Source organism: Pseudomonas stagnisoli, from assembly GCF_048595745.1.
GTDB classification, from domain to species: domain Bacteria; phylum Pseudomonadota; class Gammaproteobacteria; order Pseudomonadales; family Pseudomonadaceae; genus Aquipseudomonas; species Aquipseudomonas alcaligenes_A.
Genome location: NZ_CP184361.1, coordinates 2,314,864 through 2,335,678, shown reverse-complemented (window position 1 = coordinate 2,335,678; position 20,815 = coordinate 2,314,864). Strand labels below are relative to the sequence as shown.

At 67.9% G+C, this 20,815-nt stretch carries 13 protein-coding genes; 4 read left to right on the top strand and 9 right to left on the bottom strand.

Translation table 11 applies throughout. The features are described 5' to 3' along the window. The first annotated feature begins 107 nt into the window (after positions 1–107). From ACOAPY_RS11250 to fhuF, 4 genes are all read left to right on the top strand, one after another. On the top strand, positions 108–2,291 hold the full coding sequence (locus ACOAPY_RS11250) for a TonB-dependent siderophore receptor (RefSeq protein WP_465153324.1): 2,184 nt from the start codon (positions 108–110) through the stop codon (positions 2,289–2,291). After that, positions 2,281–3,279 (top strand): GNAT family N-acetyltransferase, encoded by a 999-nt coding sequence (locus ACOAPY_RS11245; RefSeq protein WP_142134096.1) that lies wholly within the window; start codon positions 2,281–2,283, stop codon positions 3,277–3,279. The genes ACOAPY_RS11250 and ACOAPY_RS11245 overlap by 11 nt, the downstream gene beginning before the upstream one ends. Before the next feature lie 148 nt (positions 3,280–3,427). Then, the gene (locus ACOAPY_RS11240) at positions 3,428–4,723 is read left to right on the top strand and encodes a lysine N(6)-hydroxylase/L-ornithine N(5)-oxygenase family protein (protein WP_465153323.1); all 1,296 of its coding nucleotides are present in this window, start codon (positions 3,428–3,430) and stop codon (positions 4,721–4,723) included. 16 nt (positions 4,724–4,739) lie between these two features. Further along, complete coding sequence (gene fhuF / locus ACOAPY_RS11235) at positions 4,740–5,489, top strand: siderophore-iron reductase FhuF (RefSeq protein ID WP_465153322.1); 750 nt, start codon at positions 4,740–4,742, stop codon at positions 5,487–5,489. A 109-nt stretch (positions 5,490–5,598) separates the two neighbouring features. Here the strand turns inward: fhuF and fhuB are convergent, their stop codons facing one another. The 9 genes from fhuB to ACOAPY_RS11190 all read right to left on the bottom strand — a co-directional run bounded on the left by fhuB (position 5,599) and on the right by ACOAPY_RS11190 (position 20,813). Continuing rightward, complete coding sequence (gene fhuB, locus ACOAPY_RS11230) at positions 5,599–7,614, bottom strand: Fe(3+)-hydroxamate ABC transporter permease FhuB (RefSeq protein WP_465153321.1); 2,016 nt, start codon at positions 7,612–7,614, stop codon at positions 5,599–5,601. Next, a complete protein-coding gene (locus ACOAPY_RS11225; protein ID WP_465153319.1) occupies positions 7,611–8,468 on the bottom strand; it encodes an ABC transporter substrate-binding protein in 858 nt (285 codons plus the stop codon). The genes fhuB and ACOAPY_RS11225 overlap by 4 nt, the downstream gene beginning before the upstream one ends. Next, entirely contained in the window at positions 8,468–9,235 is a 768-nt protein-coding gene (locus tag ACOAPY_RS11220; RefSeq protein ID WP_169919953.1) for an ATP-binding cassette domain-containing protein, read from the bottom strand. The genes ACOAPY_RS11225 and ACOAPY_RS11220 overlap by 1 nt, the downstream gene beginning before the upstream one ends. 104 nt (positions 9,236–9,339) lie before the next feature. Further along, positions 9,340–9,834, bottom strand: coding sequence for a hypothetical protein (locus ACOAPY_RS11215; RefSeq protein ID WP_465153318.1), 495 nt, complete (start codon positions 9,832–9,834; stop codon positions 9,340–9,342). Positions 9,835–9,845: 11 nt separating this feature from the next. Beyond that, positions 9,846–13,010, bottom strand: a complete 3,165-nt coding sequence (locus ACOAPY_RS11210; RefSeq protein ID WP_465153317.1) for a DUF6519 domain-containing protein — start codon at positions 13,008–13,010, stop codon at positions 9,846–9,848. 9 nt (positions 13,011–13,019) lie between these two features. Further along, entirely contained in the window at positions 13,020–15,098 is a 2,079-nt protein-coding gene (locus tag ACOAPY_RS11205) for a hypothetical protein (RefSeq protein WP_465153316.1), read from the bottom strand. Beyond that, a complete protein-coding gene (locus ACOAPY_RS11200; protein ID WP_465153315.1) occupies positions 15,095–17,878 on the bottom strand; it encodes a putative baseplate assembly protein in 2,784 nt (927 codons plus the stop codon). Before ACOAPY_RS11200 ends, ACOAPY_RS11205 begins: the two co-directional genes overlap by 4 nt. After that, positions 17,878–20,448 carry a putative baseplate assembly protein gene (locus ACOAPY_RS11195; RefSeq protein ID WP_465153314.1) on the bottom strand — a complete coding sequence of 857 codons (2,571 nt, stop codon included), beginning with the start codon at positions 20,446–20,448 and terminating at the stop codon, positions 17,878–17,880. The genes ACOAPY_RS11200 and ACOAPY_RS11195 overlap by 1 nt, the downstream gene beginning before the upstream one ends. Next, a complete protein-coding gene (locus ACOAPY_RS11190) occupies positions 20,445–20,813 on the bottom strand; it encodes a GPW/gp25 family protein (RefSeq protein WP_203792224.1) in 369 nt (122 codons plus the stop codon). The genes ACOAPY_RS11195 and ACOAPY_RS11190 overlap by 4 nt, the downstream gene beginning before the upstream one ends. Positions 20,814–20,815: the final 2 nt, after the last annotated feature.

Here is a 20,815-nt window from a genome sequence, read left to right as displayed (position 1 = left end):
AACAAAAAGTGTCAGGGGTTCGTAAATTTTCTGCGGGCCCGTACGTCTAGTACAGGCAAGTTACACAAATGCGAATCCTTCTAATTTGATTTCATTGGGGAGTATTGATGGAACAGCAAGCGAAGAGCCTGGCCCGAATTCCGTTCGCCAAGGCGCGTCTGCCGTTGGCCATGGCCTGCGCACTGGGTGCATTCAGCATGGGGCTGCAGGCTGAAGAAGCGATCCAGCTGGAAACCACCAATATCAGTGGCGAACTGGACAGCCCGGTCGGTGAGGACCAGGGCTACGTGGCCAAGAACAGCCGCAGCGCCACCAAGATCAATACTCCGCTCAGTGAAACCCCGCGTTCGGTCTCGGTCGTCACCGAAGAGCAGATGAAGGACCGCAACGTCCAGACCATCAGCGAGGCGCTGCGCTACTCCGGTGGCGTGCAGGCCGGTTTCTACGGTGAGGACAACAAGCAGGACTGGTTCATCATCCGCGGCTTCAAGCAGGCCAACAACGGCCTGTTCATGGACGGCTCGCGCATTTACTCCAGTGCGTTCTACAGCTGGCAGATCGACCCCTACATGCTCGAGCGCATCGAGGTGCTCAAGGGGGCGGCCTCGGTGCTGTACGGCCAGACGCCGCCCGGCGGCCTGATCAACCTGCAGAGCAAGCGCCCGACCGCCGACGCCCGTAACGAAGTGGGTGTGCAGTTCGGCAGTTTCGACCGCAAGCAGATCAATGCCGATGTCGGCGGCAAGCTGGATGAAGAGGGCAACCTGCTGTACCGCGTGGTGGCCCTGAGTCGCGATACCGGCACCCAGGTCGATGACGTGGATGCCGCGCGCATCCTGCTGGCCCCCTCGATGACCATCAACTTCAACGAGGACACTTCGCTGACGCTGCTGGCCAGCATGCAGAAGGATCGTTCCGATCCCCAGCTGCAGTTCCTGCCGTCCAGCGGCACCATCGAGCACAACCCGAACGGCAAGATCGACACCGACACCGCCGTGGGCGACCCGAGCTACGAGACCTTCGAGCGCGACCAGTACACCCTGGGCTACGAGCTGAACCACCGTCTGAACGACAACTGGGACTTCCAGCAGAACCTGCGCTACGGCCACATGGAGCTGGAACTGCGCCAGCTGTTCTACTACGGCAACCTCACTGATCGCGTGATCAACCGTGGCCTGACCTACAACGACGGCAAGGCCGACAACCTGTCGGTGGACAACCGCCTGCTCGGCAACTGGTTCGGTGACCGCTGGGAAAACACCCTGCTGCTGGGTGCCGACTACCAGCAGCTGAAGATCAACGACCGCAGCCCCAACGGCTACCCGAACTTTGGCGTAATCCCCCCGCTGGATATCTTCAATCCAAGCAACAATGCACCTCTGTTCGGCTTTGTCCCGGTCGGTAATGACGCCCCTATTGGTGATTTCGCCGTTGAGGACAAGGATACCCGCGCCGACCAGATGGGCTACTACCTGCAGGAACAGTTCAAGTACGACAACTGGGTGTTCCTGCTCGGCGGTCGCTACGACACCTCGCGCACCGACTTCGACAACCGCACCACCGGCGCCAGCCACAACGTACGTGACGAGGACTTCACCTGGAGCGGTGGTGTGGCCTACGTGTTCGACAACGGCCTGACGCCCTACATCAGCTACTCCGAGTTCTTCCTGCCGGTCACCGACATCAATCGTGTCACCGGTAAGCCGTTCGAACCGCAGGAAGGCGATCAAAAGGAAATCGGTATCAAGTACCAGCCGGAAGGTCTGGATGCGATGTTTACCGCTGCCGCTTTTGAACTGACTCAGGAAAACGTCACTAAAAACCGCAATGGAGTTCCCACACAGTTGGGCGAGGTTCGTAGCCGTGGCATCGAGCTGGAAGCCCAGGCCAATGTCACTGAGAACATCAGCCTGATTGCCAGCTATACCAAGCTGGACCCGGAGACCACCAACAGCACCGTCGAGGCGGAGAAGGGCAAGAAGCCGGCCAACGTCGCCGACGAAATGGCTTCCCTGTGGGGCAAGTACCAGTTCATCGGCGGTGCGCTGGACGGCCTGGAATTCGGTGCCGGCGTACGCCACACCAGCTCCAGCTATGGCGACAACACCGAGACCCTGGAAGTGCCGTCCTACACCCTGCTGGACGCCATGATCAGCTATCGCATCCAGGACGTGCGCCTGCAGCTCAACGCCAACAACCTGACCGACAAAGAGTACGTCACCGCCTGTGACTACTACTGCTGGTACGGCAACCGTCGCAACGTCATTGCCAGTGTGAGTTATGACTTCTAATCCGCTGCAACAACTGCCGCTGCCCACCGGGCAGCGCCTGCTCGGTCGCGACGACGGCGCCAGCCTGGCCCTGCACCTGGACGAGCGCGCGCTGCTGCGCGCCCGTCGTCAGGATGGGCTGCTGGTGCCGTTGGAGCTGGCTGCCGAGGAGCAGGCCGAGGCGCTGTGGGCGCTGGCCTACTGGTGCTTCGCCAACGACACCCAGCTGCAGGCCGTGCGCCTGCAGCTGGGCTCGGCCGAGCCGTCCCTGCTGGCCAGCGGTCTGCTGGTTGGCGAGGGCAGCGAGCTGCGCATCGAGCGCTCGTCGTTCTGGCAGCTGCCGGGCCCTTTTCTGCGCACTGCCAGCAGTGCCGGCTACCCGCAGCAGATGGTCATGCACCCGACGGGCCGTCGTCACCCTCGCCGCGCGCCCAAGCCGGTGGGCGAGGTCTACCGGCGTTTCGATGCCACGCTGGGTGCCTGGATATCCCTGCGCACCCTGGACATCGACGAAGACCTGGAGCGCTTCAACCGTTGGCAGAACAGTGCCCGCGTGGCGGCGTTCTGGCAGGAGGAGGGCGATCTGGCCAAGCATCGTCGTTACCTCGAGGAGCTGGCTTGCGACCCACGTGTGCTGACCCTGATCGGTTGTTTTGACGACCAGCCCTTCGCCTACTACGAGGCCTATTGGGCCAAGGAAGACCGCATCGCGCCGTTCTACGAGGTTGGCGACTACGATCGCGGCATTCATATGCTGGTGGGTGAGGAGAGTCATCGTGGTCCGCACAAGGTGGCGAGCTGGCTGAGCGCACTGACCCACTACCTGTTTCTCGATGATCCACGCACTCAGCGTGTGGTTGCCGAACCCCGCGCGGACAACGCCCGGATGATCGGCCACATGCAGGCGCAGGGTTATCACAAGGCCAAGGAGTTCGATTTCCCGCACAAGCGCGCGGCACTCATGGTGCAGTCGCGCGAAGTGTTCTTCGAGCGTTGCCGCCTGGCATGAGCAACACGGCTCGCGGCAATCTGCCGCGAGACCACAGAACAACAGAGCCGCGCCCGAGCGCGGCCGTGAACCACTGATGAGGTTGGGCAGGCGGATGCGTACTGCGTCCGCCCCAGACACGAGCCACTCCACAGGATCGGGGCCTGACATGAGCATAGAAACACTGGAATACGACGTCATCGGACTGGGCTTCGGGCCCGCCAACCTGGCCATCGCGGTGGCCCTGGAAGAAGATCGCCGCGTGCGTGAGAACGGCCTGCGCTATTGCTTCCTGGAGAAGAAACAGGCTTTCGAGTGGCATGGCGGCATGCTGCTGGACGACAGTCGCATGCAGATTTCCTTCCTCAAGGACCTCGCGACGCTGCGCAATCCGTCCAGCCGCTACACCTTCGTCAATTACCTGCATCAGAAGCGCCGGCTGGAAGCCTTCATCAACATCAGCACCTTCACGCCCTCGCGCCTGGAGTACAACGACTACCTGGGCTGGGCCGCCGGCCACTTTGCCGACCGCGTGCACTACGGCGAGGAAGTGATTGCCGTCGAGCCGGTGATGGACGGTGGTGAGGTCAGTCGGGTCAAGGTGATCTCTCGCCTGGCCGATGGCCGCACCCGCGCGCGCATCACCCGCAACCTGGTAGTCAGCATCGGCGGTGAGCCGGCGGTGCCGGAAATGTTCCGCCCGCTGCGCGAGGATGGCCGGGTGATCCACTCGGCCCAATACCTGGAGCGTATCCAGGGGGTGTCCGAGCCGCGGCGGATCGCCGTGATCGGCTCCGGGCAGAGTGCCGCGGAGATCTTCACCGATCTGTGTGGGCGCTTCCCGACCGCCGAGGTGAGCATGGTGATGCGCAGCCAGGCCATGCGCCCGGCCGACGACAGCCCCTTCGTCAACGAGATCTTCGATCCGGCCTACACCGACGTGGTCTTCGGCCAGGCGCCGGAAGAGCGTGAAGCCTTCCTGCAGGCCAATGCCCAGACCAACTATTCGGTGGTCAACCTGGACCTGATCGAGAGCATCTACCATCGCCTGTACCAGCAGAAAGTCACCGGCCATGCGCCGCACAGCTTGCTGCCGCAGCGCAGCATCGAGGCGGTGCAGGCGGGGGCCGAAGGTGTGCGCCTGACCCTGCAGGGCCCGGAAGGCCGCGAGGATCGCCTGTTCGACGCGGTTGTTCTGGCCACCGGCTATCGCCGTGATGGCTACAAACGTCTGCTCGGCGGCTTGCAGGCGCACCTTGGCGAGGGCGTGGAACGCGATTATCGTCTGTGCTGCCAACCGCAGATGAGCGCAGGCATCTACCTGCAGGGCTGCTGCGAGGCCAGTCACGGCCTGAGCGACACGCTGCTGTCGGTACTTGCCATTCGCTCGCAGGAAGTGGTCGACGCCCTGCTGGACAACAGTCGTCGCCGCCAATCGACAGGAGTCGCCAGCGCATGTGCCTGACCCAGGCGGGGGGCCGATGATCCCGGCCATTGCCCCGCTGTTCCAAGGGCCTTTCGCCCATTACCGCGATGTCCTCACCCTTGCGGATGACCCACGCCCGGCACTGTCCGGGCGTGAGTTCGTCAGCGCCGGACGTCTGGAAGAGCAGATGCTGCGTTTCGCCCCGGAGCATGCCGAGGGTGACCGGCGGGCGCTTCTGTCACTGTGGTCGAAGTACTATTTCCTGCGCCTGATCCCGCCGGTACTGGCTGCCGGCCTGATCCTCAACTGGCGCCTGCCGCTGGCGTTCGACGAAATCCAGGTGGTGGTCGGTGCCGACGGCCTGCCCGAAGCCTTCAAGCTGCCGCATGCCGGTGAGCGCTGGAGTGCGGCGCCGGCCAACGGTTTCGAGCGTTTCTCGGGGCTGCTGGACGACAACCTGCTGCCCTTCATCGATGGCCTGCGCGCCCATCGCAAGATTGCCGCCCGGGTACTGTGGAGCAACGCTGGCAACTACTTCGAGTGGTTCATGTCGACGCTCGGCGGCCTGCCGTTCCCCAAGCCCATGCTGGCCCAGGGCTTCGAGATACTGGAAAGCAAACTGCGCCCGGACGGCAGCCGCAACCCGCTGTTCGAGCCGGTCAGCTACGTGCCGCAGGGCGAGGGCTGCGCGCCCTGGCGCCAGCGCAAGCTGTGCTGCATCCGCAACGAGCTGGGCATGGTGATGTGCGACAACTGCCCGCTGCTGGAAGAGCCTCCTGCGGAAGGTGTGGCTGTACTGGATTGATCAGGTAAGCGAGTTAAAAGGCAGCCCGGACGCAATCCGGGATGCAGGCGGCTCGCTTCCCGCATTGCATCCGGCTACAGACATTCGGGCGCGATAGCGCCCGGTGTCTTCAGCGCCGATACAGGCACAGCATGAAGTAGGCGCCCCCCAGCAGAGAGGCCAGCAGCCCAGCCGGCAACTGCGCGGGGAATAGCAGGGTACGTCCCAGCCAGTCCGCCGCCACCATCACCAGCGCACCGAGCAGCGCCGCACCGAGCAATTGCGGTACGGCGCGGGCCAGGCCAAGCAGGCGCGCCAGGTGCGGCGCCAACAGGCCGATAAAACTCAGCGGCCCGACGATCAGCGTGGCGCCGGCGGTCAGCAGTGCCGCCAGCAGAAGCAGCACCAGGCGGCCACGGCCCAGCGGCACCCCCAGGGCGCGTGGCGTACCTTCACCCAACGGCAGCAGCTCCAGCCAGCGGCCGAAGGGCAGGGCAGCAGCCAGCAGAACCAGGCTACAGACCAGTACCCACAGCGCCATCTGCGGACCGACGAAATAGGTGGAGCCGGACATCCAGCTGAGCAGGTTCTGCCCGCGCGGGTCACCACCCGCCAGCAGGATGACCTGCAGGGCATCGAACAGCGCGGTGATGCTGATGCCAATCAGCAGCACCTTCTCCGGAGCGAACCCGGAGCGGCGCGACAGGCCGAGCAGCAGGAGCAGCGTCAGTCCGGCGCCCAGGCCGCCCAGTGCCAGCTGCGCCAGCGGGCCGGAGTACGGCAGCAGGAACAGCAGGGCGATCAGGCCCAACGCGGCACCGGCACTGATGCCGAGCACCTCGGGGCTGGACATGGGGTTGCCGGTCAGGCGCTGGATCATGCAGCCGGCCAGCGCCAGCATGCAGCCCGCGGATGCTGCGGCCATTACCCGTGGCCAGCGCCAGTCGAGCAGCGCGGCATCGCTGAGGTTCCAGCTCCATCCTTCCAGTCCGCGCCCCAGGCCCAGTGCCAGGACGATGCCGGTGGCCAATGCCAGCAGCAGTGGCAGCAGGCGCCGGGCCGGGAACGGATGGCGAGCGAAGCTGTGCTCCGCAGCGCTGTGGGGCTGGCCGCCGGGCAGGTGCAGGCGCGGCAGCAGCCAGAGCAGTAGCGGCGCGCCGAGCAGGGCGGTGGCGGCACCGGTCGGCACCAGCTCGGCCAGGTTGCCAGCCAGGCGCTGGATGCCCAGGTCGGTGACGCACAGCAGCAGGCCACCGAGCAGCGGCGCCCAGATCAGGCGCTGGGCAAAGCTGCGCGCGCCGAGCAGGCGCACCAGGGCAGGCGCGGCCAGACCAATGAAGCCGATCACGCCGACCACGCTGACCACGCAGGCGGCTAGGTACACGGACAGGGTCAGGCTGACGATGCGCAGAAAGCGCAGTGGCACACCCAGGCTCTTCACCCCGCTGTCGTCCAGTTCCAGCAGGGCCAGCGGGCGCAGCAACGGCAGCAGGAGCAGCAGGCCGATGGCCAGGCGTGGCAACAGGAACTGCAGGCCGCTCCAACTGTTCTGGCTCAGCGAACCTGAGCCCCAGATGAATACGGCATTCAGATCCTGCTGCTGGACCAGCATCAGGGTGACGTTCAGTGCGCTCAGGTAGAGGGTCACCACCAGGCCGGCGAGGATCAGCGTCAGCGGTGCCAGGGCGCGGCGCCAGGCCAGGGCGAACACCAGCAGGGACGCCAGGCCGCCACCGGCCAGGGCCACCCATTCGCGGCCGTAGTCCAGCGCCCAGGGGGCCCACAGCGTGGCGATCAGCAGGCCGAGCTGGGCGCCGCTGGATACGCCCAGCGTGGTTGGCGACGCCAGCGGGTTACGCAATACCTGCTGCATCAGGGTGCCGGCCAGGGCCAGTGCCGCGCCGCAGAGCAGGGCCATGCACAGGCGCGGCAGCCAGCTGAAGTGCAGGATCAGCTGCGCCATATCGCCCTCGGCAGGGCGAGCGATGGCCGCCAGCCACTCGCCAAGGGGCAAGCGGCGGCCGAGATCGCTCAGCGCCAGGCCGAGGCACAGCAGCAACAGCAGACCACACAGCCAGCCAGGGTGGCGGGAGAAGCTGAAACGCGCGCGGGTAGGCAGTGGCCCCTGGGCCAGCAAGTCGGTCATGGCGCGATCTCCGGCGCCAGGCGCGCCTCCAGCAGGTTGGCAAAACGCTCGGCGGCCATCAGGCCGTTGAAACTCCATACCGGCGGCAGGCCATACAGGCGCTGCTCACGCACGGCCGGCAACTGCTGCCACAAGGCGCTGGCTGCCAGGCCCTCGACGGTGCCGGGCGGCATCGGCTCCAGGTAGAGCAAGGCGGCGCCGGGCTCTTCGGCCAGGCGTTCGATACCCTGCTGGCTGAAGCCCCAGTAGTTGGTCGGACCGTTCCAGGCATTACGCAGGCCGACGCGGTCGAACACGCCCTGATAGATGCTCTGCTTGCCGAACAGGCGCACATGACGTTCGTCGAGGAAGGTCAGTACATAAAAAGGCGGCAATGCTCGCGTGGTCAGGCGCTGTTTGACCCGCGCCATCGCGGCGTCGATGCGCGCGATCATCGCCTCACCCTGCGCCTCACGGCCGAGCAGTTCGGCCAGCTCGCGAGTCACCCGCTGAGCGCCGGCATAGGCCTCGGCTTCCGGGGTGTAGATGGCCAGCATATGCACCGGCGCGATGCGCTCCAGCTGCGGACGGCTGGCGGCGAACTGCGGGGTGATCAGGATCATGTCGGGTTTGAGCTGGCTGAGCAGCTCCAGGTTTGGCTCCACCCGCAGGCCCAGGTCGACCACCGAAGTCGGCAGCTCGGGCGCTTGCACCCAGCGCCGATAACCTTCGGTCTGGGCCACGGCAATCGGTGTCACGCCCAGGCCCAGCAGGGTTTCGGTCAGGCCCCAGTCGATCACTGCGATGCGCGGCTGGGGAACATCGGCCCGGACCAGGCCCGCCAGCAGCGCGAGCACACAGAGCAGCCAGCGCATCACACCACCACGGCGATGGGTTGCTGGCCTTGCGGGTGACGGAGCACCTGCATGGGCAGGCCATAGATGGCCTCCAGATTGCTATCCGTCATCAGTTCGGCCGGGCTGCCGTCCAGGAGCAGGCGACCGCTGTGCAGGGCGATCAGGCGGTCGCAGTAACGCGCCGCCATATTGATGTCGTGCAGCACCACGATGACGCTCAGGCCGAGTTGCTGGCTGAGCTTGTGCACCAGGCCCAGCACATCGACCTGGTGGGCAATGTCCAGCGCCGAGGTTGGCTCGTCCAATAGCAGGAAGCGGCTGTCCTGTGCCAGCAGCATGGCCAGCCAGACGCGCTGGCGCTCGCCGCCGGAGAGGCTGTCGACCATACGCTCGGCGAAGCGCGCGGTGTCGGTGAGCTCCAGGGCCTCTTGCACCTTGGCGTGGTCTTCCCTGCCGAAACGGCCGAGCAGGCCGTGCCAGGGATAGCGGCCGAAGCCCACCAGCTCACGTACCGTCAGGCTCTCGGCGGCTGGCAGCTGCTGCGGCAGGTAGGCGACCTGACGGGCAAAATCGCGGTCCTTCCAGGCATCCAGCGGCTGCTCGTCCAGCAGTATGCGGCCGGCGCTCGCCGGCTGCTGGCGGGCCAGCATCTTCAGGAGGGTGGATTTGCCGGAGCCGTTATGGCCGATCAGGCCGACCATCTGACCCTGGGGGATATCGAGTGACAGCGGATGCAGGAGCGTACGCTCCGCCAGGCTGAAGCTGACCGCATCGAGTCGGAACATGGACAATCCTTGGCAAGCCGGACATGCGCGAAGGCGGCGACTTTAGCCAAAATGATAATCCCTGGCAAACGCAATGGATTCGCTTATGCCTTTGCCAGTGCCTCCTACGCCTTGCGCAGATCACCCTGCATTTGCTTCAGCGCCGCGGCGAGCTTCTCCTGGCGCTGCTCCAGCTGCTTCTTGCGCTCCCCATTGAGTGTGCCGATCTGCTTGGCCAGGTCGCGCAGCGCCGGCTCCTTGGCGATCACCCGCTTTAGCTCGGCTTCGTTGAGCACGGATTCGGTCTTGGCCACGGTCTCCTGGGCCGTGGCGAAGCGCTGAGTCAGGTGCTTGCCGAAAGCCTCCAACTCGGCTGCCAGGTGGGCCGCAAGCTGGTCGTCAGGTCCATCGCCGGCGCGCTTGGCCTTGGCCCGCAGCTCCGGCAGATCGGGCACCTTGAGCAAGGTGCCGGCGCGCAGGCTGGTGATCTGGTCCAGCTGCGGGTTGGCCTTGAGCAAGGCATCCTCGACCTTCTCGCGCTGGCGCGGGGTGAGACGGTTGAATAGCTTGTCGGCCAGCTCGCCGAGATTCTTTTCGCCACGAAAGGGGGTGACGGCCATGTCGTGTACTCCTAGAAACCGATGAGATTGGTCAGTGCCATGTCCGCAGGAATGGAGCTGCCGTTGGTGACACGGATGTTTCCGGTGCTGGTGTTGCCGATAACGATGGCCTGCTCGATCTGTTCATCGGGCGTCAGGTGCAGCGTATCGTTGTCGCCCAGCCCGATCAGGCGGTTGTTGCTGGCATTGAGCGTACGCGCCTGCAACTCGCCGGACTGTACGCCTTCATTGGCTTCCCCCAGGCTTTCGCAGCGGTTGCCGGCGAACAGGCAGTGGTCGAGCCCTGCGCACAGATTGAGCGACACGCTGCTCAACATGGCCCGCAGGCGGTTGTTCTGGATTGCCAGATCAGCCGGTCGACGCGGTATGGCAAAGGCACGGCTGGCGGTGAGCAGGTAGGCGTTGTCCGGGGCGGCGACCAGATAGCCGGTGGTGAAGTTGCCGGGGCTACGCAACCCCGCCGGAGCAATTAGGATCGCGCGCCAGATGGCGGGTTCCGGCTTCTGCTGCGGATCCTCGCCGACCCGGTCGACCTGGTTGCCTTCGAGCATGGCGCTGTCGAAGGGCGGCACTATCTGCATCGCCACCAGCTCGCCGCTGCTGCGGTCCGGCCCGATGCCGAAGAAGCGGTTGCCTTCGACGCGCAGCTGGCCGACGGCCAAGGCGCGCAGGCCGGCGATGGCCGGCGAGAGCAGGGCGTCGCGCGCCACCTCGGCGACCAGGTTGTCGCTGAAGTCGCCACGCGCCACGCGCAGCAGCTGCACGGCGGCGAAGGCCTTGCCCTGGTCATTGGCCTGCAGGCCCAGGTTGCGACAGCGGTTGCCGTTCATGCTCAGGTGCTGCACCGCGCCATCTTCACCCATCACCAGCGCGCCCAGACCGATGTCCTCGATCAGGTTGCCGTCGATGGCAGCATGCTCCAGCGGCTGCTGGATGGCGATGGCATTGCCCTGCAGCCCACGCAGGCGGTTACCCTCGATGCGTGCATCGCGGATGCCCTCGGGGTCCAGGCCTTCCTCCAGAACTATGCCTTCGCCGCTACGTTCGCCACCGCTGATTTCGTTGTCGCGGATGCGTAAGCCGTCTACCCCGGCGCGTATGCCATCGCCCTGGGTGTAGATGATGTTGCCCTCGATGCTGAACGGTGACCCCGGCAGTACGGCGCCGCTGGCTAACAGCGCCGGCTGGTTGCCGTTGATCATCAGGTTGCCGTCGATGCGGGTATTGCCGTAGTGCAGGCTGATGCCGTCCAGATTGACGGCCCGCTGGCTGCAGAAGAACAGATTGCGCGTTACCCGCAGCTCGGCGCTGAGCAGGTGTTCGCCGATACGCACGATGCCGCGCTCGGCCACCAGCGCACAGTCGCTGATGCTGACGCCGAGCATATTGCCGCCCAGGCCGATGGCCGCGCTGGCGCCATCGCCCGTTGCCAGGCACAGCACATTGATGTGCTCGGCACGCAGGTCAATGGTGTTGCGCACTCGCAGTGCCGCCGTGGTGCTGGCGCTGGTGGCCGAGGCGACCAGGCTGAGGTTCTCCAGGGCCACGCCGTTGCTGGTGCTGATGTCGATGATGGCGCCGGGCGCGCTGCCGACCAGCAGCGTGGCCCAGCCCTGGCCGCGAAAGCGCAGCGAGTTGGCGCCCTCGACCGCGAGCGGCTCACGGAGGTTGTAGGTGCCGATGCCGAGGCAGATGGTGCCGCCGACGTCCTTGATCGAATCGATGGCCTGCTGGACGGTGGCGGCGCCGCTGTTGTGGCCCTCGGCACTGACGCAGACGGTGCAGTCGCAGCCTTCGCCCTCGGCGATCGGCGGCCAGAGCACGCGGCAGTCGGTCTCCTGGTCGGGGAAGTTGACCATGGCCAGGCGCGCATAGTGGTGGTGGATGCCCAGCGGTGGCGCCTGGTTGAGCAGCTCGATGCTGGCGTCCACGGTGCGTGCGGCGAACACCCAATGGTCGCCGCTCTTGAACTGGCCGCCGGCCGGCGCCAGGCCGAACTCCACCAGGATGCCGTGCTCGAGGAACAGGCGGGTGCCGGCCGCGGGAATCTGAATATCGCCGGCCGCGCCGGGGGCGTTGAGGTCCGCTACCTGGCTACCGTTCTCGCGGCGTACCAGGCCGGCCTGATCCCAGCGCCGCACCCGGGTGTTGCGCGCCGGGTCGGTGGCCTGCTGGGCGTTGGCGGGGAACATGCCGACGGGCAAGGCCAGGTCGAACTGCAGGGTCCGCGCGCCTTCGTCAACACCGCCGGCCACGCGGATGCGGCGCAGCTCGCCGGGCAGGTTGTGCAGTTCGCGCCAGTCGTCGGTCACCTCCACCCAGTCGCCGTCGTGGAAGCGCAGCACATCGTCGCGGCCGATGCTCTCGACCGTGATGCGGTCGCGCGCCGGGTTGATGTGGCTGACCCGCGAGGCCACCGTGGCGTTGTCCCGCGACCACTTGAAGGTGGCCGTGCCGAACGCGCCGCCGCGGTGCACCTCGACCCGGTACAACTGGTTTTCCAGGCCGCGATAGCCGGCGGCCGGCGGCACCTGGCAGGGATCGGGCTCGAAGTTCGGTACTCCGGTACTGGTGGAGAGGCGCGCCGCCGAGGGAGCGGTCAGGGCCAGCCAACCGGGCACGTCTTCATCCTCGGTGGCGCAGGTGCTGTTGCCGACATTGGCCAGCACCTTGACCTGCCACACCGTCTGCAGGCGGCCGGTGCTGTCCACGCCCACGGCCTTCTCCACCAGGTCGGGGGCCTGTACCGCCGTCACCTCGCGCTGCCAGACATCGACGTAGACCAGGTGCGGGCCGCCCTGGGGCAGCGGTGGCGGGTTGGGGTAATAGGGCTGGCTGGCGTAGTTCAACGGGTTGCTGCCGACCGGCTCGGCCAGCCGTGGCTCCCAGACGTTGGGCGCGGCGCCGTGGTTCTCCGCCAGTAGGCCGTCGACATAGATGCGTCCGACGCCGATGCTGAAGCTGCCGCCGCCGGCCTGGATGCGAAAACCATCCGGGGTGATGCGCGGCACCACGTTGCCGCCGTAGGTATCCAGCGCGCCCGCCTGGATGCGCCGTGCCAGTTGCGCCACCCACTCGTTCCAGTCGGCGTCCAGCTGGACCCGTCCTTGCTGCATGACCACGCCGAGGAAGTCGCGGCGGACGTCGAAGCGGATTCGACTCAGATCGAAGCTCATGATGCGCCCTCAGGATTCGTGAAAGATGCCGGCGCGCAGCCCGACTCGCAGATATTCCGCGAGACGGATGCGCAGGTTGGTGACCCGCTGCGCGCCGTACAACTGGTGGAAGACGCCCATTTCGCTCTCATCGTCGGCGCCCTGGAGAATCTCCAGCGCGGTGGACGCGGCCAGCTGGCCGTAGGCCGGGGTGCCGTAGCGTAGCGAGGTGAAACGTGGCGCGATGTGCCGGGCGCTGTTGCTGGAGTCCGGCTGGCAGCGATGACGCTTGGGCACCCTGGAGTTGAACGGCAGCCAGCTGAAGCGCACGCAGCCGACCTGCTTGCGCGCCGCACGCACCGGCACCGCCCAGCTGTCGCCGGGGGCCAGGGCGGCGAACAGAATGCTGTTGGAGATCAGCCCAACCTCGGCGGTATGCACCTTGCCAATCAGGGTGCAGGCGCTGAGTGACAGCGCCGCGCCGGGAGCTGCGCCATCGATGGCGGCGAAGGCCACGGCGTCGCGGGCGGTGGCGTCGATCAGGCTGTCGCGGGCCGAAACCTGCGCGTGCTCATGGGCACGGATGGCACCGAGCAGGCAGCGGTCGATCTGCACGGCCAGCCCCGGGATCCCCAGCACCAGGCTGGCCGCGTTCGGTTGCTGGGGCTGGCCGGCGGCATCCAGGGTGATGCCGGGCACCAGGGTGCAGTGGCTCAGCTCCAGGCGTGCCAGCGCATTGCCGGCCCCGGTCGGTACCTGCAGCGGCGCGCCGGCCATCAGCAGGCCGTTGAGCAGGCAGGCGCTGTCCGCCGCGCCGGCAATGCTCAGGCCGCTCAGTACCAGGGTCGGACGGCGGCCATTGCTGGCGCGGATTTCCACCGCGCCGTCGACCACCACGAGAATGTCCAGTGCCTCCTCGTAACGGCCATTGTCGGTGATCTCCACCACGCCATCGCCGGCGATCTCGTTCAGTGCGGCGCTGATGCTCGGCTGATCGTCCGGCACCCGCACCAACGCGCGGCCGGCTGGCACCACGGGCAAGTCGGCCCCACGTTCGTATTCGCCACCACCGATGTCGGCCGAGAAGCCTTCGTGCCAGGTCAGCTGCACATCGGCTGGGTCCGGGGCATCGCCGGGCAGGGCGATGCGCCCCAGCAGCGGGTCGATGGCATAGGTGCCGTCGGCCGGCGGCGTATGGGCCCAGCCGGCGCCGTCGTCGCCCAGGTGGCAGACGCAGACCTGCTCGCGTTCGATCGGCACGCCGTCGACCCACAGCCGCAGGCTCGGCGCCGGGTTGTCGAGCGCTGCCGTGGCGTTGGCACGCACACCGTAGTGGCGGGCCAGGTGTGCTTCGAGGCGCCGCCGCGACAGCGGCCAGGGCACGTTGTCCGGCTCGGCCAGGTGGCCGATGTCGTCCTCCACCTGTGGCTTGTTGTACAGCGCCAGATCGTGACCCAGCGGGCTGGCCCGGTAGCGCCGCGGGCCGGCGCGCAGACAGGGGGCCTGGCTGCGCGGGTAGGCCTGGATGCGCCACAGGTGCAGGCCGACGTTGGGGATGTTGTGGCGACCGCGTCCGGATTCGATGCGGCGCACGTCGACGCTGCGCTGGGCCGTCTCGAAGGCTGTGCCAAGCCACTCCAGGGCCTGGCCCTGGCGCAGGTCCGGCGTCTGCAGGGCGTGCGGGCGGGGATGGTTCATGTATTGGGTGGCACACAGGCGCTGGAAGTACTCAACAGCGCGGGCGTCCCAGCCGGTCACGTCGCGCGCCAGCTGCTCCAGCACGGTGGCCGTGCCCTTGCGCCGACGTAGGGCGATGGTGTGGGCCACCTCGGCGCGCGGGCTGGCGATGCCGGGCACGCTCTGGTGCAGGCTTTGGTAGCCGATCAGGTCGCCGATATAGGGCACCACCCAGTCGGCGCAGGTCTCGATGAACAGGTCGTCGTGCAGCTGCTCCAGGCCTTCCTCGGCCACGCCCAGCTGCTCGGCCAGCAACGCCACCAGCTCCTCCAGCGGGCCCCGGGCCAGCCCCTCGGCCTGCGCCAGTTCGGCGTCGCGGACGCGGTGGATGGCTGGCAGCAGCGCGAACAGGGATTGCGCGTCCAGGCTCATGGCAGCACCTCCAGCTCGACGGGCGCGGCGGCCAGGGTCAGCAGCTCGGCGGGCTGCGGCAGGCCGCTGGGCGCGGCCACCGGCAGTGCCGCATACAGGCGCGGTACCAGACCCGGCGGCTGGCCCTGGCGATACAGGCGGGTGATCTGCACCGCCTGCACCCCGGCGATGCGGTGGGCCACGGCGGCCAGCTCGTCCACCGAGACGGTCTGGCCGAAGTCGCGGCGGGCGAAACCGAAGTGCTCACGCAGGCCGGCCTCGACCTGTTGCAGCACCACTTCGCCGTCGTGGTCCGCCAGCACCTTGACCGCCAGGCGGCAGCGGAAGCGCGCATCGACGTAGCTGACCATGCGCAGCGGCATCAGCGGGTCGCCATAGGCCAGCAGGGCGCCGAGCAGCGCGGCATGGGTGGCCTCGCCCTGGTTCACCGGCGCGCCGGCGACCCCGGCCAGGGTGAGGAACACGCCGCGCGCCGGGCCGCTGGGAATCCATAGCGCATGGGCCTTGTCGATACCGGCGAAGGCGCGGGCGAAGTTGGCGTAGTCGGTGATGGACACGGCGCGGTCCAGGGTCAGCACCGTCAGCGGCGCGTTGCCGCGCGCCTGCTCCAGGGACTCGCCATCCTCGCCGCCGCTGGCCGGCACCGGGTTGACCACTTCGCCGACGCCCAGCGGGCGCGACAGCAGGGTGGTGAGCTTGCCGGCGGCCAGGTTGCCGGCCACGCCCAGGCCCTTGCGGTAGCGCGCCCGCACGTTGCTGTGGCCGCTGGGCAGGCGCGCGCCCTCGCGGCCGTCGCCGAACTGCAGGGTGGCGAGGCCGGCCTCGTCCTGGCTGGTCTCGTAGCTGCGTGCGTTGACCGCGGCGCCATAGAGGGTGGGCAGCTCGCTCCACAGCACGTCGTTGACCCGCAGCTCCAGGCTGGAGAGGCGTCCGCTCGGCGTGCTGGCGCTGGTGTAGGTGAGCGGCGCCTGGTTGAGCAGGAAGCGCTGATTGGCCAGGGCCGCATTGCCGTCACCGAGTATGGTCTCCACCGTCTCGCCGTGACTGGCCGGGGCGACGTTGCCGTTGATGCGCAGCGTGGCCCGCTCGTAGACATGCTCCAGCGCCGCGCCGAGTTTGAGGCTGGTGTGGTCGCGGTCGTGGCTCAGCGCGTCCTCGCCGTCGGCGATGAAGGCGATCTGGCGCACCAATGGGTCGGCTTTCTGCCCGGGCGCCAGGCGCAGCTGCTTGCCCTTGGCCTGCAGCAGGCCGCTGCGGCCGTCGCGATCGAGCAGGTGCAGGCGCAGGGTGACCGAAGCATTGCCGAGCAGGCCGGCGAACTCCTCGGCGCCGAGCGCCACCGGGCTGCTGCCGAACAGGCGCTCGGCCGGGGCCAGCATGAACAACTGGTCGCCATGCTCCAGGGCCAGGCTGCCACCCTCGTCGAGCTGCAGGGCCAGGCCGCTGGCCTGCAGGGCGATGCGCTGGCGCCGGCCGCTCAGGGCCAGGGGCTGGCCGGGTTGCAGGCCGTCGACGCGCAGGTCGAGGTCAAGCAGGTCGCCATACACCGGGTGGAACAGCGGCGTGGCACGGGTCGTCAGCGCCTCGCTCTGTGCCAGCACCAGGGTCTGGCGCAGCGGGAACAGGCTGCTGCTGAGGTTCTCGTCGGTGTCCGGGGTGAGCCGGGTGATCTTGCCGGACAGGGCGAAGGCGCTGCGGCTGCGGTGGATCACCCGTACCGCGCGGAACAGCTCGACATAGCCCGGCAGGTCGGCGCTGCCGTAGGCGGGGTCGTTGGATACCAGGGCGAACCAGCTGCCTGCCACTATCTTGGCATTGTCGGTATCCAGGTCGACGGCCGTCGGGCTGATGACGAAGTTCTTCCAGCGCCAGTCGCTGCTGGTGCTCTTGTCGATCTGATTACCGATCTGCGCGTTGTCCTCGCCGAGCAGGTTGGGGTCGGGCGCGTTGTGGCCGAACAGCGCGGTGCGCTGGCGCAGGGCGAACACCTTGGCCCCCGCGCCGCTCGGGTTCATCGCCGGAAAGCCGCTGCCCAGCGGGTGGTTCCAGGACAGGCGGGTGCGGCCGTTGTCGTTGTCCGGCTCGACCCGGGCCAGCACGCGCACGTCCCAGCGCTCGCTGCCGGGGTCCTGCTCGCGCTCGGCGCCGACGATGAGGATGGCGTCGCCGGGCTGCAGCTGGGTGGCGAGGCCGTCCAGCCACAGTTCGGTGTCGCCCTTGCGCGGCCGCCAGGCACGGCTGGCCAGGGCCGGCACGGCATTCCACTCGGCGCGGGCCGGCGCCGGGGCCAGGGTCTCGAAGGTCTGCGCCTGCTCGTCCTGGCCGGGCACGCTCTGCACCTTGGTGCCCACCGGGATGACGATGGGCTCCACCGGCATGCCTGGCGCGCTCTGCAGGGTGAAGGCCAGGTGGGTGGAGGCGGCCACCCCGGGCGCCGGGCGGTAGCCGATCAGGCGCGCCATCTGGCGTACCGAGAGCGGCTCGGTGGCGGTGCGCAGGTAATGCTCCTGGGCGTAGCGCTCGGTGTAGAAACCGAGCACGTCCAGGCTGCAGGCCAGGGCGTCGCTCAGGGCCAGGGTGAAGTCGCTGGCCTCACGGCTGGTGAGGGCGGCCAGGGCGGGGTAATCGGCGCTGGACAGGCGCGCGCGCAGGCTGTCGTAGAAGTCCGCGTAGCGGCCGATGCGGTAGTCGATGGCCGGCAGGCCGGGCGGGTTGGCAATACGCCGCGGGGTGTCGGCGTCGACGCCGGCGCAGCAGTCGCAGTCGGGTTGGCGGGTCATCACTTGCCTCCATGCAGATTGAGCCGCAGCACACCGTGCTCGGGGAAGTTGGGGTCGTTGTCCAGGCGGGCGATTTCCAGGCGACCGAGGCGGATGAAACCGTCGGCCAGCGGCTTGGGATCGGTCTGGCCCTGGCGTTGCAGGCGCGTCACCTGCACCGAAGCCACGCCAGGCACGTTACGTGCTGCGGCGTATAGGGGGCTGAGGTAGAAGGTTTGGCCGAAGCTGAAGTTGTCCGGGTGGAACAGGCCGCGGGTACCGTTGGCGCGTCGGCGATTGCCAAGCACGTCGAGCAGGCCACTGCGCACGTCGCTGCGGAAGTAGCCTGCCCTGACGCAGACCAGCAGGTCGATCTCCAGCGACACCTGCACCGGCTGGTTGACCCGCAGGTCGTGGCCAGCCATGCGGTAGCGGTCCAGGTGCTCCACCACGGCCATGGCGAAGGGCGGGTCGACCGCGGCGCCGCCGTTGCGATCGACGGTGACGAACACCGTGTGCCAGCTGCCGGTCCAGCGCAGGCCGGCAGCGGCGCGCTGCACGCCTGCCATGCGCTCGGTGACCTCGGCGTAGTCCTCGGGGGTGACGGCTCGCTCCTGGGTACGGAAGGCCTGGGGCGCGGCACGGCGTAGCTCGGCGGGGTGCTCGGCGGCGAGCCCGCCGGTGGCCGGCAGCGGGTTGCTCACCGCGACGATGCGCGCTTCGGCGCTGACCACATGGGCAATGCTGGCGGCACCGACATTGCCGGCTGGGCCGTTGCCGACCCGGTAGTAGGCCCGGAAGTCGTCGCCGACATTGGGCCGGCGGCCATGGCGGTCGTCGCCGAAGCGCAGGCGGGCGCTGCCGTCGTTCTCCGCTTCGAGCACGAAGTGGCGATCCTCGGCCTTGCTGTCCAGCAGGTTGCGCTGCACGCCCCAGTGGTCCGGGCTGCCCTGCGGACCGCTTTCCAGACGCAGGGCGGGTAGCGCGTCGGCGCTGCGCCAGTGCAGGGCCGCGCTGGCAGCGGCTTCCGGGTCGAACAGTACCCATTCGCGGCGCAGCAGGCCGCCGTCCAGCACCCGACGCTGGACCCGGCCCCGGTGGGTCACCGGCCCCTCGGCCAGCAGCGGTCGGTAGCGCGGCGGCAGCGGCTCGGCAGCCTGCAGCTGGCAGCCGCCACCACTGGCAGGGTACTGCAGGCGTGGCTGCGGCACCTCGGCCAGCACCTCGTCGAGCACGCTGCGGCCGTGGTCGACCAGCAGCATGTTGCCCAGGGCAACGCTGACATCGGCCAGCTGCACCTGGCCGTGGGCCTCGTCCGTCTCGCTGGAGATGCACAGGGCGAAGGGCAGGGCGTCGCTGGCATGCCAGGCGATCTCGGTGATCTCGCTGTCGTCCAGCGGGTCGAGCAGCGGGTCGCTGCCGTCGAAGGCGCGTACCCGGGTCAGGCGCACCGCGTGGCGGCGCTGCGGGTCGGCATCGGCCGCCTCGCCGGTGAGCGGCCCCATGACTTCCTGCAGCAGCAGCACATCGCCCACGGCCAGGTCGGGCAGGTGGCCGCGCAGGGTGGCGGCGGTGGCGCCCTGTGGCAGACAGCAGCGGGCGTCGCTCCAGGTATGGAAGAACAGTTGGTTGTGCGCCTCGCGCAGGCTGATCTCGTGCATCGGCTCGAACACCAGTGGCGTGGCCTGCAGCGCCTGACGCTCCTGTGGCGAGTCGGCGAGGATGCGCGCCGGCACGCCGGGCACCTTGGTGTAGAAGCGCAGCCCGGCGGGCAGCGGGAAGGGGCCGCCGCTGACCTGCAGGTGCAGCCAGGCGCGGGCGTTGCAGCCTTCGTGTAGCTGGTAGTCCACCAGCAGCGCGTGGCGGCGCAGACTGCTGCGCCGGCGCGCCGTGTGCAGGTAGGCCTCGGTGGCGACGGCATCGAGTTGATAGTGCTGCAGGTCGCCGACATAGGCAATCAGCTCGCCCAGGGTGGTGGCCAGGTCCGCCGGGCTGCGGTCGCGCCAGCCCGGCATCTGCCGGGCCAGGCGGTCCATCACCAGGCGGCGCAGGCTGGCGTAGTCGCGGGCCAGGTAGTTGATGTCGGCCGCCGGGGTGACCGGCTCGGGGCAGTCGTGTTGCGGCTTGCAGTCGAAGTCGCTGGGGCACTCGACCTTGAAGGCGAAATCCACCGCCGACAGGCGCGGGTCGAAGTCTGCCAGCGGGGTGTCCAGTGAGCCGGCCTGGCGCAGGCGCAGGCTGTAGGTGGAGTGATCGCCGTCGCTGTCAGTGCGCACTACCAGCACATGGTCGGGCTCATCCAGCGCCAGCAACAGTGCCTGCTCTGCGGCGCTGGCCTGGGCCGGTGGCGTGCCGGCGATGCCGACCCATTCGACGTTGACCTGGCGGATACGCTCGCCGCCGGTGATGCTCAGATTGTCCGGGCTGAGCCCGGCCGGCACCGGCTTCAGCAGACGTACCAGCAGGGTGCGCTGGCGCGGGCTGCCTAATGGCGCGTCGAGGTCGAGTACCTCCAGATGGTCGATACCGTTGAGGCTCGGGTGGGCGTCCACCAGAGCCCGGCGGTTTTCCTCGCAGCAGTGGTAGATCATGCCGGTACTCCCTGCACGAAGCTGTCCGCACGGCGCTGATTGGTGCGCAGGATGCGGTACTGCACCTGAACCATCAGACGTGCATCCACAGCGCTGACCTCGACCGATTCGACCTGGATCAGGTCGGCCAGCCACTGCTGCAGGGCACCCTGCACGAGAAATTGCACGGTGGCCGCCAGTTCTGGGCTGTTAGGCGCGAACACCAGTTCGCGCAGGCCACTGCCAAAGTCCGGACGCATCACCCGCTCGCCGGGTGTGGTGAACAGCACCTGTTCGATCAGCCCGCGAATCCAGCTGGCTTCGTCCGCCTCGCGGCTGCGGCCATGGCCATCGAAGCAATAGGGAAAGTGCAGTCGCTGGGTCATGC

Excerpts from the sequence above, each read along its gene's own strand:
- ACOAPY_RS11200 (WP_465153315.1), bottom strand. The coding sequence starts at position 17,878 with ATGACCCGCCAACCCGACTGCGACTGCTGCGCCGGCGTCGACGCCGAC.
- ACOAPY_RS11215 (WP_465153318.1), bottom strand. The coding sequence starts at position 9,834 with ATGGCCGTCACCCCCTTTCGTGGCGAAAAGAATCTCGGCGAGCTGGCC.
- ACOAPY_RS11225 (WP_465153319.1), bottom strand. The coding sequence starts at position 8,468 with ATGCGCTGGCTGCTCTGTGTGCTCGCGCTGCTGGCGGGCCTGGTCCGG.
- ACOAPY_RS11205 (WP_465153316.1), bottom strand. The coding sequence starts at position 15,098 with ATGAGCCTGGACGCGCAATCCCTGTTCGCGCTGCTGCCAGCCATCCAC.
- ACOAPY_RS11210 (WP_465153317.1), bottom strand. The coding sequence starts at position 13,010 with ATGAGCTTCGATCTGAGTCGAATCCGCTTCGACGTCCGCCGCGACTTC.
- ACOAPY_RS11195 (WP_465153314.1), bottom strand. The coding sequence starts at position 20,448 with ATGATCTACCACTGCTGCGAGGAAAACCGCCGGGCTCTGGTGGACGCC.
- ACOAPY_RS11240 (WP_465153323.1), top strand. The coding sequence starts at position 3,428 with ATGAGCATAGAAACACTGGAATACGACGTCATCGGACTGGGCTTCGGG.
- ACOAPY_RS11190 (WP_203792224.1), bottom strand. The coding sequence starts at position 20,813 with ATGACCCAGCGACTGCACTTTCCCTATTGCTTCGATGGCCATGGCCGC.
- ACOAPY_RS11220 (WP_169919953.1), bottom strand. The coding sequence starts at position 9,235 with ATGTTCCGACTCGATGCGGTCAGCTTCAGCCTGGCGGAGCGTACGCTC.
- ACOAPY_RS11245 (WP_142134096.1), top strand. The coding sequence starts at position 2,281 with ATGACTTCTAATCCGCTGCAACAACTGCCGCTGCCCACCGGGCAGCGC.
- fhuB (WP_465153321.1), bottom strand. The coding sequence starts at position 7,614 with ATGACCGACTTGCTGGCCCAGGGGCCACTGCCTACCCGCGCGCGTTTC.
- ACOAPY_RS11250 (WP_465153324.1), top strand. The coding sequence starts at position 108 with ATGGAACAGCAAGCGAAGAGCCTGGCCCGAATTCCGTTCGCCAAGGCG.
- fhuF (WP_465153322.1), top strand. The coding sequence starts at position 4,740 with ATGATCCCGGCCATTGCCCCGCTGTTCCAAGGGCCTTTCGCCCATTAC.